This is a genomic window from Paenibacillus sp. MT86, assembly GCF_058792535.1.
Genome location: NZ_CM179499.1, coordinates 5,279,700 through 5,294,678, shown reverse-complemented (window position 1 = coordinate 5,294,678; position 14,979 = coordinate 5,279,700). Strand labels below are relative to the sequence as shown.

The 14,979-nt window shown below is 51.6% G+C and carries 10 protein-coding genes; 4 read left to right on the top strand and 6 right to left on the bottom strand.

Annotation, left to right across the window (positions count from 1 at the left end; genetic code table 11):
- Positions 1 to 6: 6 nt before the first annotated feature.
- On the bottom strand, positions 7 to 960 hold the full coding sequence (locus AC3RCL_RS23785) for an ABC transporter permease (RefSeq protein ID WP_119846935.1): 954 nt from the start codon (positions 958 to 960) through the stop codon (positions 7 to 9).
- 266 nt (positions 961 to 1,226) lie between these two features.
- On the opposite strand from AC3RCL_RS23785, the gene AC3RCL_RS23780 reads away from it, so the two are divergent.
- The 4 genes from AC3RCL_RS23780 (at position 1,227) to AC3RCL_RS23765 (ending at position 4,613) form a co-directional block, all read left to right on the top strand.
- The gene (locus tag AC3RCL_RS23780) at positions 1,227 to 1,826 is read left to right on the top strand and encodes a short chain dehydrogenase (protein ID WP_375121643.1); all 600 of its coding nucleotides are present in this window, start codon (positions 1,227 to 1,229) and stop codon (positions 1,824 to 1,826) included.
- Between the two features lie 214 nt (positions 1,827 to 2,040).
- A complete protein-coding gene (locus tag AC3RCL_RS23775; protein WP_492532370.1) occupies positions 2,041 to 3,303 on the top strand; it encodes a M20 family metallopeptidase in 1,263 nt (420 codons plus the stop codon).
- A 33-nt stretch (positions 3,304 to 3,336) separates the two neighbouring features.
- Positions 3,337 to 4,134: a DUF3100 domain-containing protein gene (locus tag AC3RCL_RS23770; protein WP_015736873.1), complete on the top strand. Its 798-nt coding sequence runs from the start codon at positions 3,337 to 3,339 to the stop codon at positions 4,132 to 4,134.
- Positions 4,131 to 4,613, top strand: coding sequence for a hypothetical protein (locus AC3RCL_RS23765; RefSeq protein ID WP_009593297.1), 483 nt, complete (start codon positions 4,131 to 4,133; stop codon positions 4,611 to 4,613). Before AC3RCL_RS23770 ends, AC3RCL_RS23765 begins: the two co-directional genes overlap by 4 nt.
- A 148-nt stretch (positions 4,614 to 4,761) precedes the next feature.
- Here AC3RCL_RS23765 and AC3RCL_RS23760 read toward each other — a convergent pair whose 3' ends face one another.
- The 5 genes from AC3RCL_RS23760 to AC3RCL_RS23740 form a co-directional block, all read right to left on the bottom strand.
- Positions 4,762 to 7,134, bottom strand: a complete 2,373-nt coding sequence (locus tag AC3RCL_RS23760) for an ABC transporter permease (RefSeq protein WP_492532367.1) — start codon at positions 7,132 to 7,134, stop codon at positions 4,762 to 4,764.
- A 6-nt stretch (positions 7,135 to 7,140) separates the two neighbouring features.
- The gene (locus tag AC3RCL_RS23755; protein ID WP_486048412.1) at positions 7,141 to 7,905 is read right to left on the bottom strand and encodes an ABC transporter ATP-binding protein; all 765 of its coding nucleotides are present in this window, start codon (positions 7,903 to 7,905) and stop codon (positions 7,141 to 7,143) included.
- Between the two features lie 90 nt (positions 7,906 to 7,995).
- Entirely contained in the window at positions 7,996 to 9,435 is a 1,440-nt protein-coding gene (locus AC3RCL_RS23750) for a HAMP domain-containing sensor histidine kinase (protein WP_492532364.1), read from the bottom strand.
- A 6-nt stretch (positions 9,436 to 9,441) separates the two neighbouring features.
- A complete protein-coding gene (locus AC3RCL_RS23745) occupies positions 9,442 to 10,149 on the bottom strand; it encodes a response regulator transcription factor (RefSeq protein WP_492532362.1) in 708 nt (235 codons plus the stop codon).
- A 242-nt stretch (positions 10,150 to 10,391) separates the two neighbouring features.
- Positions 10,392 to 14,870, bottom strand: coding sequence for an S-layer homology domain-containing protein (locus AC3RCL_RS23740; protein ID WP_492532360.1), 4,479 nt, complete (start codon positions 14,868 to 14,870; stop codon positions 10,392 to 10,394).
- Between the last annotated feature and the right edge of the window lie 109 nt (positions 14,871 to 14,979).

The following is a 14,979-nucleotide window of genomic DNA, read 5'->3' as shown; positions in this document are numbered from 1 at the left end:
GCCTCCTTACATCATCGCGCTATCGGGATCGATTCGGCGAACGATCCAGTTAGCGGCCAGAATCGTAGCGCATCCCAGAACAGACTGTACGAAAGCGGCTGCGGATGCCATGCCCACGGTGGCCGTTTTCAGTTGTTTATACACCATGACATCGATCGTTGTCGCCACGTTGAACAGCGAATTGGAGTCTCGCGTGACCTGATAGAACAAACCGAAATCGGTGTAAAATATGCGCCCTACCGCCAGTATGAACATCATGACGATCACCAGCTTGAGCATGGGCAGCGTAATGAATCTTGTCTGCTGCCAAATGGACGCGCCATCGATGACGGCTGCTTCATAATAGGTGCTGTCTATGCTCGTGATGGTCGCCAGATAGATGACCATGCCATAGCCCAGGCCCTTCCAGACATTCAAGAGAATCAGAAAAAACGGCCAATACTTCGGCTCCATATACCAGTTAATGGGATCGCTGCCCATCGAGACGAGCATTTGATTGACGATCCCTTTATCGAAGCTCAGGAACGCCCAGCCTACGGCGGATACGACGACCCACGACAGGAAATAGGGGAGGAACATCATCGTCTGATAAACTTTGCTGGCTTTGCGGCTGTGGAGGAGGCCGATCATGATCGCGAACAGGACGGGCAGAACGATCCCCAGCACAATAAACACAATATTGTATCCTATCGTGTTTCGAATAATGATCCAGGCGTCATTCGACTTGAACAGAAATTCGAAGTTTTTGAGCCCGATCCAAGGGCTGTTGAACACGTTGCTCAAGAACCCGCCGCTAATCTTGAAATTTTTGAAGGCGATAATGATCCCGAACATCGGTAAGAAACTAAACAGGATGTACCAGATCGTGGTTGGCAGCGCCAAGAGGGTCAATTCCGTATCCTGCTTGTGCCAGCGCATTCGTAAGCGCTTTCGTTTTTTGGGTTCGGCTTGAGAGCTCATGTCTGTCACTCCTTACGGTGTAATCTCGCTTGTCGTGCACTTGTTGATTTCATTGTATAAGAGGAGGAAACGCTGCTTCCAGATAACAAACTTGATACTATAGTCAACAAACGTTAGGTTCGAAAGACTTGTTAGGACGGACATTTACAGAACATGGTTTTTTATTATAATATTTCAAGGCCGTTCTCCAAGAGTTCTTTCAATGTCTTCAAGCAAAACCAGGGGTATAATATAATTGAAATCTCATAGGAATAAGGAGGCTGCACATGAAGGTAGTAATCATTGGCGCAAGCGGCACGATCGGACGAGCAGTCGCTAAAGAATTAGAAAAAAATCACGAAATCGTACATGCTGGGCGAAACGGCTTCGATGCCCAAGTGGATATTACTTCCGTCAACAGCATTAAAGACATGTATAAAAAAATCGGAAAAGTGGATGCGGTCATCAGCGCAACAGGCGGTGCGCATTTTGGTCCCATTGCAGAATTGACGCCGGAGCTAAATGAGATTGGCATTGAAAGCAAACTTAAGGGCCAAATTAATCTAGTCCTTCTAGGACTGGATTATATGAATGACGGAGGAAGCTTTACCTTAACAACCGGAATTATGATGGATGATCCCATTCCTCAGGGCGCATCGGCGGCCATGGCAAACGGCGGTGTCAAGGCTTTCGTTAAATCCGCAGCCATTGAAATGCCAAGGGGAATTCGCATAAACAGCGTAAGCCCTAATGTTTTAGTGGAGTCCCTAGAAAAATACGGCGAGTTTTTCCCGGGCTTTGAAGCCGTGCCGGCCGCACGTGTAGCGCTTGCGTATAAAAAAAGTGTGGAAGGGGCTCAAACCGGGCAAAACTATGAAGTTTATTAATGAGAAAAGTGCACAAAACTAGAAAAAAGAATCCGGGCTTAATCCGGATTCTTTTTTCTTTCGTTCATCTGCAGCTATCAAACAAAGGGAAAACTAGAGCGTTATATGTAAATATAATCACTTCTATAGGAAAATAATATAACGTGATTTTTATTGACACAATTAAGAAAACTAAACTAACATTAGGATTATTTTCATCAAGAGGGAGGCAGCTATGAGTTTTAAAGAACAGTACGAAGAAATTGCAGGTGTAGGACAGACCATATTCGATAACCCTGAGCTTGGCTACAAGGAATTTAAAACCAATCAAACGGTAGTGGATTTTCTGAAAAAGGTTAATCCGGATACCGAGCTGCAATCATTCAGCACAACCGGCCTTCGGACAACGCTTGGCGGCGGCAAGCCGCTGAACATCGCTTTTATTGCGGAGCTTGATGCGGTATATGCTCCAACCCATTGGCGATCGGACGAGGCAACGGGTGCGGCACACAATTGCGGTCATTATACGCAGGTGGCGATTGCCCTGGCTTTATACAAGCATTATTTCGAGTCCAGGGCGTACGACGCTTTGGATTATAGTCTAACGTTTATTTTTATTCCCGCCGAGGAGTATTTGGATCTCGCTTACAGGGACGAGCTGCTCGGAAGCGGCAAGATCTCCTATTACGGAGGAAAACCCGAAGCGATGAAACTCGGCGTGTTCGACGATATCGACATCGGGCTGTGCGTACACGCCATGGGAGGAGAGTTTGCCGAGCGCACGATCGAAATCAACTGCGACCTGGCCGGATTCTTATATAAGCATTACACGTTTACCGGAAAAGCAACCCACGCCGGTTTCGATCCCTTCTCCGCCAAAAATGCCTACAGCATGTCGACCCTGTTCAATGTGGCGTTAGGCCTCAGCAGGCAGCAGATGAAGGACAGCGAGAAGGTCCGCATGAACCCGATCGTCCTGGAGTCCGACATGTCGACAAACGTCATTCCCAATCGGATTACGGTTGGCAGCGATCTGCGCACCCAGTCGGTGGACTACATGAAGGAAGCGGCCTCCAAGATGGACGATGCGGCCAGGGGCAGCGCGCTGGCCCTTCAAGGCGAGGTCGAGATTAAGACGCAGATGGGATATTTGCCGTTCGTTCAGGACCGGTATTTGTCCGAGTTCGTGCTGGAGGCGTTCCAGGATAACGAGGAGATCGCCCGTATTTGGAACAACAACGCCATCAGCGCTGCAGGAGACATTGGGGATTTAGCCTTCATGATGCCCTGCATTCAAATCGGTTACAGCGGCTTTACGGGAACGATCCACGGCGACGATTTCAAGGATATCGATCCGGAATTTATTTATGAGGTGTTCCCGAGATTTATAACGCAGGTGCTGGAGCGCATGAGCGGACGCATCGACCGTTCGAAGCTGTACCGCCGCACATTCGCCGAATACGAGCAGCTCCTTGCTTCGATCGTTGGCTCCCATTAAGAAACAGAAAAACAGAAAAGAGGACATCATGGCATGAAGTTAAAACTACAGTATCTCTATTTGCTTGCATTCGTGCTCATTGTTATAGCGGTTGCCGAATTTATCGGCATTCAGTCCATCCAGGTCGGCTCCGTGAAAATAAGCCTGCTTCCACTCGTATTCGCCATTTTGATCACGATGGTGCTCGGCTTGTCGATATTCCGGAAAGGCTTGATGAAGAAAATTTACAGCAAGGAAAACGTCGGTTTCTCCAGCAAGTATCTGATCTTTATTATGCTGCCGCTCATGGCGAGATACGGCGCCGACGTTGCTCCTAGATTAGAAGAAATCTTAAAAGTAGGCTGGGTATTCATCATACAGGAAATCGGCAACCTGGGGACGATTCTGCTCGGACTTCCCATCGCCATCCTGCTCGGCCTGAGAAGGGAAGCCATCGGCGCTACGCTTGGACTTGGAAGGGAAGGGGAACTCGCTTACATCTCCGAGAAGTATACGCTCGACTCCGACGAAGGCCGCGGAGTACTGTCCCTCTATATTATCGGTACCCTATTCGGCACACTGTTCTTCAGCATTCTGGCGCCGGTCATGGTTGCCGCCGGCTTCTCGATCGAAGCGCTGGCGATGTCCTCCGGGGTCGGTTCCGCCAGCATGATGACAGGCTCTTCTTCCGCGTTAATCGCCCATTCTCCTGAGATGACGGAGACCATTAACGGATACGCTGCTGCGAGCCAGCTGCTTACCAGCTTTCTCGGAACGTATACGATGGTATTTCTCGCGGTTCCGCTGCAGCGGTTTATGTACAAATTAATGGTTAGAGGTGAAAAGAAATGAGCACCGGATTGAATAAATACGCAAAATATGCCCTCGTCCTGCTGCTTAGCGTCGGTCTTATTTTATTTACGGAGCAAATGAAGTTCATCAAAAACGGCGAAGGCCATATTACGATAGGGACGATAGCCGGCTTATCCGTGCTTTGGCTTTTTTCCTTCATCGGCGTTCTGATCTCGACGCTGATGAAAAAGGTTCCGCTGAAATTCCTGCAGGAATTCCCGGTTCTCGGCTGGGTATCGATCGTTTCGCTGATCTGCTGCCTGATTTCGGATGTGTTCGTGGACGCCATTGCCAACGTCAACTTTTTGTCCATCACCACTCCGATTTTGGCGTTCGCCGGCATTTCCGTAGCCGACAGGCTGGTTGATCTTCGCAAAACCTCCTGGCGCGTCGCGATCGTTGCGGTGTTCGTGTTCACGGGCACGTACGTGGGAAGTGCGCTGTTGTCAGAGCTCGGCCTTTATTTGTCCGGTAAGTAAAATATGGAACAAAGCCAAGAAGGTAAAAAAGATGACCTCCGAAAAACGGAGGCCATCTTTTTCTCGTTCAACAGCGAAACAGATAGCTTTCGCCTCGTTTGGTAAATGGCTCATTAGTCTGCCGCAGCCCCGTTCTCGTTGACTTTCCTCAAGAATCCGTCACCAGCACTCGCAAGGAGGTGCGGTCAAGGGCTCGCGAAGCCAACCAGCAGCCGCTGACGGCAATGGCAAGAGCGATCAGCGTCAGGACTATCGCCAGCGGCCACTCCATGACCAGCGGCACCTTGACGATGCCGTAGGCAGACAGCAAGCCGCGCAGTACGGCTGGCAGCGCATAGACTCCGCATACCATGCCAACCAGCGTACCGAGGGCAGCCACTCCGGCAATGCCGCTTGTCAACGCGCGGCGAATGTCTGATGCCGTCAGGCCGAGCGAAGCGTAAATGCCGTAGGTTTTCGTTTCCTTGCGAATATGCAGGCGGCAAGTACTATAGACGATCAGGCAAGTGACGGTGAGGAACAGAAGGGCCAGCAAACTCATCGGAATGAGCAGCACGGCCGTGGCCTCCTTGAATACGGAATCCAGAAGCACTTCCTGCTTGAGGGCCTGGATCACCGGACCATAGCGTTGATTCAGCTGTCGCACGAACTCATCGCTATCCGCTTGGTTCCGAAGTTGAACAAACCCGGCGTCCGGATTGATGTGCCCGACAAGGTCCGATGTGATCCGAGCGATATTCGACAGGTTGGAAATGGACTGAAACGTGCCGGTGATCAGCAGCTGATGCGGTTTTCCTTCGATGTAGATCGTGACGGCATCGCCAATATCTTTATTCAATTTGCGGGCAATGTTGACTCCGATCGTGATTTCGTTAGGCAGCACGGGGTTCCGGCCAGTCAGCGAGGCCAATCCCATCTCGTCCATGCTGCCTTCCACCACGGTCAGCGGGAGGCTGAACGTCGGTTGAGTGCCATCTGCTTGCGCAACAACTCCAATAGCCGAGCCGGACCAGTTCAGGCTGAGGACCCGGGGATCCTTCTCGATATAAGATTGCAATTCTGTACGATCCATTCCGTCAGCGTTGATCACCATGATGGCGATATCCGCATCGTCGTAGCCCCACTGGGCCGAGGTTTCGCTGATGCGATAGACGCTCGTTACCAGCAGGGTGCCAAAGACGAGCACCGCCGCGGTAATGCTCATCAACAGAAAGACCAGCGCCGCCCCTTTTTTGTTGCCGGTCACATGCTTCCATCCGATGACGGCGGGTACGGACCATCGGTCCAGCAGCCTTGTGCCGGTTCCATGTCCATGGGCATGGGTATGCGAAGACTCCGACATGCCGTAGCGGATCGCCTGAATCGGCTCGATATGGCGCGTTTTGGCTGCATAGAGGACAACGCACAAGAGGATGATGATCAGCATGCCGATGCCGGTCCAGATTGCGACCCCCAGCGCCTGCACGGACACTGGCGCCGCCTCGGATTTGAGGAAGGATAAGGAATTCTTAATGATGATATCCGACAGCAGTCGACTGCCGATCAGGGCAGGGATCAAGGCGATAACGGTAATCAAGCCGTACTGCAGCATATAGGTGACGATGATGCGTTCGGAGGTCATGCCGATGGATTTGAGAATGCCGATCGTGCGGTAATTGGCCAGGATCGTGTCCGTGATCGTAAAGCCGATCGTAAGCAAGGCGACAGCAATCATGACCAGTCCGAGGAAACTCATGACGAAGCCGATCACTTTGTTCATGATAAAGTAAAAGGCGGACAGCTCGGCAAACGAAACGCGTTCTTCCAAAAACGGCGATCCGAGCGCCTCCTCAAAGCGCTGCCAGTACTCCCCGCTTTGTTCGGGATGCGCATAGCGAAGCGACACCAGGTACTGCTCCGGCGTGGACAAGCCGCCCATGGTCGAAAGGTAGTCCGCTTCGTTCATCCAGATGCGGGCAGTGGTGGTGAAGGGGCCGCCATGTGACAGGTCAATAACGATAGCGCCGATCGTGAATTGTACCGGGGCAGCCCCGGCGGTGAACACCAATTCATCGCCGACTTCCATGTCGTATTTGTAGGCGAGCGAGGTGGGCACCCAGACGGTTCCGGCTTCCGGAACGGTCAGTTGAGCCGGTCCGGCGCCGGGGAGCGGATGATTGACCCCATGCGGCATCGGAGGCGTATCGATCATATACAGATAAAGATTGGGCAGTTCTTCCCCGTTATAGACCAAGCCGGTCCAAGGCTTGTAAGGAATAAGGCTGGAGGCGGTCACGCCCTCCTGGGTTGACCACCAATCGGCAACCATGCGTTCATCATGCAGCCCGCGGGTCATATTTATGATTTCATGGGCACCTTGAGCAGCCGTATGGCGCTCTTCGAATACGTTTTCCGTATTCATCAAGACCGTGAAAGCGGTGCCGACTAATAGAGCAGATAGCGCAATGAGCAATGCGATCAGCGCGTTTTGCAATTTTCGTTTGCGAATGTTCCCCCAGCACAGCGTCAATATGGCACGCATCTTGGACTACCTCCTCCCGGTGACATAAGCAAAGATCATTGCTTCCCGCTCGGAGGCTAACTCCGGGACGTAGGGTCCCATATCCAGTGTGCCGCCGATCTTGCCATCGCGAATGTAGATCAGGCGATTGCCGCGGCAGGCCGCCTTCATATCGTGGGTGACCATGACAATCGATTGGCCCTCCGCATTCATCCGGCTCAGGATATCGAGCACCGTAACACCTTGTTCGTAGTTGAGGCTGCCGGTAGGTTCATCGGCAAAAATCATATCCGGATTGTTGATGAGCGCCCTGGCGATGGCGGCCCGCTGCTGCTGGCCTCCGGACACCTGGGAAGGCAGCCGGGTGCCTTGTTTTTCGAGATGCAGGCTTGTCATCAGGTCGTTGGCCCTTTGTTTTACGGCTTCTTTGTCCCGATTGGCGATATAACCAGGAAGAGCGACGTTATCGAACAGCGTCAAATCCGGCACGAGGTTGCTGTTTTGATAGATAAAACCGATCTGATCTGCTCGAAAACGCGCAAGCTCCTTAGCCGAAAGCTGATCGAGGCGCTGTCCCTGAAGGTGGACTTCACCGGCCGTCACGGCGTCGAGTCCGCTAAGCAAGTAAAGCAAGGTCGACTTTCCCGACCCGGAATCTCCCATGATCACAGTAAAGTCGCCGGCATATATCGACAGATCGACATTGCGCACGGCATGGTACTGCTCTTTGCCGGTGGTATAGGTTTTGCATAAATTGGAAGCTTGCAGCATGATGGTTTTGGTTGTAGGCATGACAGGGTCTCCTCTCTTCTCATGCTTCCAAATTATAGAGGACGATTCTTGCGCATTCCTTATCAAATTATTAATAAAGTATGACAGGGGTCAGCTTAGCGGCAGAGTCAAGCAGAAGGTCGTTCCCTGCTGCTGTTTGCTGTGAAACGTGATCGTGCCGCCATGCGCTTCCATAATATATTTGCAAATCGACAAACCGAGTCCAACCCCTTGCCGCTCGGCCAGTTTCTTGCGGTCCGGGACGCTGCCTTGGTAATACCGTTCAAAAATAAAGGGCATGTCCTGCGGGGAAATACCGCTGCCCGTATCGGAAATTATGATCCGCAAACTGGATGATTCGGCCAACTCCTCAACGGCGAGCGTAATCGTATCCCCGGGCTTCGTATGCTTCAGGGCATTCGTGACGAGATTGGCGATGACCTGCTCGAAACGCACAGCATCGATGATAACAAGCACGTTCGGAATGGAAGAAGGCTCCACGCAGCGTACTCCCATCGTACGTATGTAGTGCGCCATGGTTCGCAACACAGGTTCAATCGTAGAAGAACTGTATTGTTCCAGCGGACGCACCGCAATTTGGTCCAGATCACGCAGCGCGTGCAGCAGCAAATCGTCTACAAGCACAGCCATCTTGCTTGTATTGGCATGCACCACCTCCAGGTAAGCCATCACACTCGGCAGATCGGGGCAGATGCCTTCACGAATCGCATCGATGCAGGCTTTGATGGTCGCCAGCGGGGTTTTTAAATCATGGGACAGATTGGAAATGAGTTCCTTGTGCGACTGGCTGTGCGAGGCTTGCTGCATATGTAAATTGCGAATTTCTTCACGCATGAGATCAAATACGGCATAGAGTTCGCCGACCTCGTTATTGCTTGTCCATTCGGCGCGCTGCTCGTAATCGCCCTTCAGGATGGCTTCCGCATAGGGCTTGAGCCCGGCAACAGGCTCAACCAGATCCCGCTGCACCCGGCGTCCGGTGGAGAAGAGTACATAAAGCAGCGTCAGGAGTGCCAAGGAAAGCAAGGTCCATGGCACAACGAGAAGCAAGCCGGAAGAAGGGATGGCCGCGGTCGCTGCAGATGCAGGGACCGTAAACTGCGCATAGCCTGCGAAGGCGTTGGTTCCGGCATCCAGCAGCGGAAATGCCAGGTGGTAATCGGGCGGGTCGCCGTCGGACATACGCAGCGTATAGTCCAGTTCAAAGCGAGGATGAATACGGCGTACCGATGAATCATCGCTGTCATATATCATCGTTCCGTCAGGGAGCACGACCTTAAGGCCGATCCGTGTTTCTTGACTCCAGCCGGTTAATTTCTCGCGAATCGGAGCATCGGAAGGGAGCAGTTCGACGAACTCGTTCTCCAACGTATGGACGATCGTATTGGTCAGCAAGCGAATGTGGTTGACGATGGAGGACGAAGCAGGCTGGTTCGAGGGCCAAGCGAGCCAAACGACGGACAGCAAAATTACAAGAAGAGACAGGCAAGCCGTCCAGAGCCTTCTTGCATACCATGGTTTCCAGTGCATAAAGGGCTACTCCGTTTCATCGGGGTCGAATTTATAACCGACGCCCCAAACCGTCGTAATATGAGCGGATTTGATTCCGCTGCGTTCCAGCTTCTCGCGGAGCCGCCGAACGTAGACCGTGATCGTATTATCCTCGACATAGGCGGAGTACCCCCACACCTGATCCAGCAGCTGCGTTTTGGTAAACACTTGGTTCGGGTTGGATGCGAGAAAATAGAGCAGGTCGAATTCCTTCGCGGATAAAGCAATTTCCCGCTGTCCGGCCATGACCTTGCGGGCGCTTTTATCAATCGATAACGTGCCGAATCGCAATAGCTGTTGTGTTGTTGCCTGGAGTTTCGGGTCGGCCATTCTGCGCAAATGCGCCTGAACCCGGGCGACCAGCTCACTGAGCGAGAAGGGCTTGGTCATATAATCATCGGCGCCGAAACCCAAGGCAAGCACTTTGTCCGTGTCACTGCTGCGAGCGCTTAAAATAAGTATGGGCGCAGAAGTCAATGTACGAAGCTCACGGCATACTTCAATTCCGTCAGCGTCTGGCAGCGTCAAATCAAGAATGATAAAATCCGGCTGCCGGTTACGGACTTCCTGCAATCCGTCCCTCGCATTTTCCGTGATGAACGAGCTGAATCCCTGGACACGCAAATAATCGTTCACGATGCGCGAGATATCCCGCTCATCTTCAATAATCAGTACCGTTTTAGGAGATTGCATGAAAAAGTCGCCCCTGTTCCATATGCTTTAAATAGTGAATCCATTATAGCACGGGTCATATCTAAGCATAGGGAAGATAAGGAAAATCCCCCTGGATAACCCTGTCGCTATTTTTAAGTTGGCTGAATGCATGCCTACATGTATCTGGAACAAGGAAAACCCCCGGTCTGGAATAAGACCGGGGGTTGAGCGGTTGGATGCTTCGATGATCGACAGCATCCTCCCTATGAGGGAGAGTATTATTACTTCACGTTATCCTTAAGCGTGGAAACCCAAACCTCAACGCCGTCTGAATTACGAGTGGACTGGTGAGAAACCGTTGCTTCCTGAACATCGCCGAAGCCCCAATGGGTTTCTGCTACATCAGGGAAGAGCGGCTCCAATCCCGTCAAAGGTCCACGGTATAACGCTTTGTTGATCAACGTAACGGCTTCAACACGCGTTATGCGGTTGTTCGGCCGGAACGTGTTTCCAGGATAACCGGACAGCAAATTGTTGCGATATAATGCCTCAATGGATTCGGCAGCCCAGCTTCCTTCGATGTCCGTAAAATGGCGATTTACGGAAGCCGATGTGTCCAAGTCCAGGAAACGGGCCAGCACCGCAGCCAGTTCTCCGCGAGTGACTGGTGCATCCGGACGGAACGTATGGTCTGCGTAACCGTTGAAGTATCCTTGGGATACCGCGATTCGAATGTAATCGGTCGCCCAATGTCCTTTTCGAATATCGTTAAAGCTTGAGTTCGCGTTGCCTGTGGTTTTCTCCGAAAGACGAGCAACGATTGCAGCGAGCTCGGCCCGGGTCAAGGTATTGGACGGTTGGAATTTACCGTTAGGGAACCCGAGAATATAACGCTGATGCTGGAGATCGCCGAACCGGTCAGAGAATACTTGAACATGGACGCTATTGGATTTTTTGCTGCTACCTGCCGTAAGCTGTCCGATGATTTCATATTGAATCTCTTTGGCTGCAATCAATCCCCACTTGATGTCCAGTTTGAAGCTGCCGGTGCTTCCGGCAGGGAGATGAGCCACATTCCAGGTTACGGTTCTGCCATCAACCTTTCCGCCGTGAGCATTCACGACTTCGGCGCCTTCAGGAAGGGTGACTTGAACCGATGCATCACGTAATGCCGCGTTGGTACGGTTAGCGTAATCGACGGTAATGGTCGACTGCGTGCCTTCTTGGACTTGCTTCTTGTCCGTGGACAGGTTCAATGTCACATCGCCCTGCGGCTGAGGTGATGGGGAAGAAGACCCAGAAGAATCCCCGCCATTACCTGATGACGGCACTGGCTGCATAGCAAAGTCAAATGCGATAATGCTCTGTCCCACATGGATGATCCCGTCTTTGATATAACTGTCGGAACCGTTAACGGCCGGGGCATTCGGTTTGGAAACCCGAGTGTCATAAGTGTAATAGCCGCTTCGTTTCGCGACGATGTAATAATCGCCTTCCGGATATACCATCCATGCATATTCGCCAGCCGCGTCGGAAATTTGCGGATTGGCATTTTGGTTAGGCGCAAACCCAGCCAGTGCAGGCAAGGATACGAGTGTATTCGGCACCCGTCCTTTCTGACGGTTCAGCTCAGTGTCAGCCCAATACAATTGAACGTCTGCGCCGCTAATCACTTTTCCTGTCGATGCATCCGTGATGATGCCGTAAGGATCTATCAGGGAATATACGATCGCGGTCTGTCCGTCTTGGGTCATATCCACGTCCAAGATGGAAGCGGGACCTGCCAATACCGTACCGTCCGCCAGTTCAAGCTGGTAGGATATTTGGTATTTCCCCGGCGGGACTTGATCCAGCGAGAACGTTCCGTCATTGGCGACGTTGAGCGGCTGCTTAAAGCTGCTGCCGTTCAAGCCTTGAAGCAGTGCAACGGCTTTTCCGCTGCCGAGGACATCCCCGATGGTATCAGGGTTGGATGCTCCGCTGGCGGAAGCAACGAATAATTGACCTCTCAGCAGGTTCGAAGGTTTGATCGTTTGGCCAGGTTGTACAGTGCCGATCGTAACCTCTTTGGTTTGCGTCAGCGTGACGTCACGCCCTCCGATTTGAACCGGAGTTTCGATATTCAGCTCGTAGGTATAGTTTCCGCGCGGAACCGGAATCTGGTATGAGCCGTCCTCGCCGGTCGTTACCTCAGCCGAGAAATCAGGAATTCCGTCGTTGTTGAAATCGGATTCCACGGTAATTTTTGCGCCTGCTACCGGTTTGCCGGTGATTTGATCCACAACGATGCCGTCAATGGCGGCAGGGAAGTAATGTACGCCCTTGCTTGCTTGAACGGTTGTGCCTGTGGCAGGATCTTGTATTTCTGCGACCACGATGTCGTATAACGGCGTCGTGTCCGTTAAAACCGCAGGTTCGTATGTCCATACGGCAATCCCTTCTTCATTGGTGGTCACCGTCTTGGTTTTACCGGAATCATATGTGATGACCACGGGTACTCCAGGAACCGGGTTGCCCTTGGAATCGGTTGCCTTAGCGGTAACCGTGACCGGAGACTTCCCGTCAGCCAATACGCCTTCAGGGGTCACCGTTACATCCAGGTTGTAAGATAATGCCTGATCATGAACATGGACGGTTTGCGTGACGGATTTTCCGTCATGCGTAGCCGTGATGATGGCCGTTCCTGGTGCTACGGCGGTAACGACGCCATTGGCATCGACCGTGGCCACCTTGTCATCGGAAGATGTATATGTGGCTTTGCCTGTTACATCCTGAATGCTTTCATCCAAGGAAACCGCCGTTACCTTAGGCGTGTGCTGATCACCGGTTTGCAGCGTGACGCTTGCCGGATCGATCAACAGATCGCGCAGGCCGGAGGCCGGCGTGGTTACATCCACGGGCTGCGAAGCAGGGGATTCAATGCCGTTGCTGACGGCTTTGATGACATAGCTTTGCTTCGTTTCCGGCTTCAGGCCGGACAACACATAGCTAGTGCCTGTCACTCCGTCGGCGATCAGCTGTCCGTTGGCATCATAGATATTGTACGTTTGAGCGCCCGAGACGGCGTTCCACAATAACTCGGCATTGGTCGCATTCACTTGCCCAGTCGTTAACGCCGGAGCATCGATGCTTACTTTAACAATGGATTGAGTGGTCTTACCGTTATATACGGCCTCGATTACGGTGGTGCCCGCACCTATTGCCGTCAGTAAACCGTCTTCACTTATCGTAGCTACGAGTGGATTTTTAACGGTAAACTCCGTTACCTCCAGGGTAACGTCTCTACTACCGGTCTCATAAACAGACGTAACCACCGTAGGATGCGTGTAGTTTTGTGCAAGAGGACTCGTATTGAGTTTGTATTCTGGCAGATCAAAGTAGAGCCCTAAAGTAACTGGATTAGATGGAAGGGTCTCGATCGTACCGGCCGGTCCAGATATAACTGCAGTTACAGTGTATTGTGAGATCTCATCCAGATCTGCCCCCGTTAAGGTATACGAGGGAACCCGAATATTCGTGTCGAGCAGGACACCATCCTTATAAAGACTATAATAAGTAGCTCCTGTTACAGTGTTCCACGACAGCTCATTAGCTGTTGCAGGTGTATTACCTGATGAAAGGACCGGTGCCTTCGGTACCGTAGCGTAAGCTCCACCTACCGTCACAACCTTTATCTCTCCCGATGGAGGATTATCGCCAAAATCCAGAATGGCCGTAGCTTGTCCCTGGCTATTAGTCGATTGGGATGGAGAAGTCCATACTCCTTCCTCGGAATAGAAGGTAATCGGGGCTCCCTCCACGGGATCGCCGTTTACATCAAGCGCGGTTCCTATCACTTCATACTTTCCAGGCTCAGAGGTTGGAACGACTTCAATTCTGACATCGGTTGGAGCTTGTTTGTAGACATAGCCTGTATTTGCCGTATCGATCGGCTCGAATTCGTTCGTGAAATACCATCCGAGAATATCGTGGGTTTCCATCGAGCCGCCGGTGGCGGAGGTGAATCCGGCATAAACGCCGGGATATCCATCAAAGATTTCGTCCAGGTCGATGTTGCCTGTCTCCAGAACGGGAGTTGTCGGACGCGTAGCATCTTTGCTCAGGTAAACCTTAACGGTATTGGTTTTCCCATCGTAATCGATCCAGGAGTATAGATCCTCTCCTCCTGACAAATTTATATTATTTAAATTAGTTGTATACCAATCGGGATTGGTATTATTAATACTACCGTTTTCTGCAAGACCAATATAGTTTGCGGAGGGATCGAATGGCTCGTTCCGAGCATCACCATTCTTGTATGTATCATACTTCACCGCAAAGCTGGGTTTGATCCCGCCGTAACCAATGCCCACACCGACTTCGCCCGCACTGTTGGATTGAGCCTGAATGGTGAAGGTAATGCCGTCGGCAGGAGAGTTGGTACGATTGTCTCCGTTCAAGCGGAATTTGAAAAAAGTGCTGAAGGAATAATTGTTGCCCGCAGCGATCAGCTTTTTGTTAAAAGCCGTACCGAACTGGTTTCCTTGTGCCTCGGTCAGACGCAGGATATCGCGTCCTTTACTGTCTTGCATCACTTTGGCTTGGCCGTTCAGCGAGAATAAATCGACTTGCTTGGAATTGCTGAAATTATCAAGTTTATAGGTGACCCATTTGTCCTCGGGTGCCGCCGCCGCAGAGGCCGGTGCCGTCAAAGGCTGAAACGTGGCAACGAGCATACAGATCACCATAAACAAGGATCCGAATTTTCCGGATTTTTTCATGAAAATGATCATCCTCCTTCTTTTTGTATTTTGTTGATGTCCTGTACCTTCATCTCAAGCGAACCTGCACCAAGGCTGCCTTCTTGACATGGAAGGACATATTTTGACA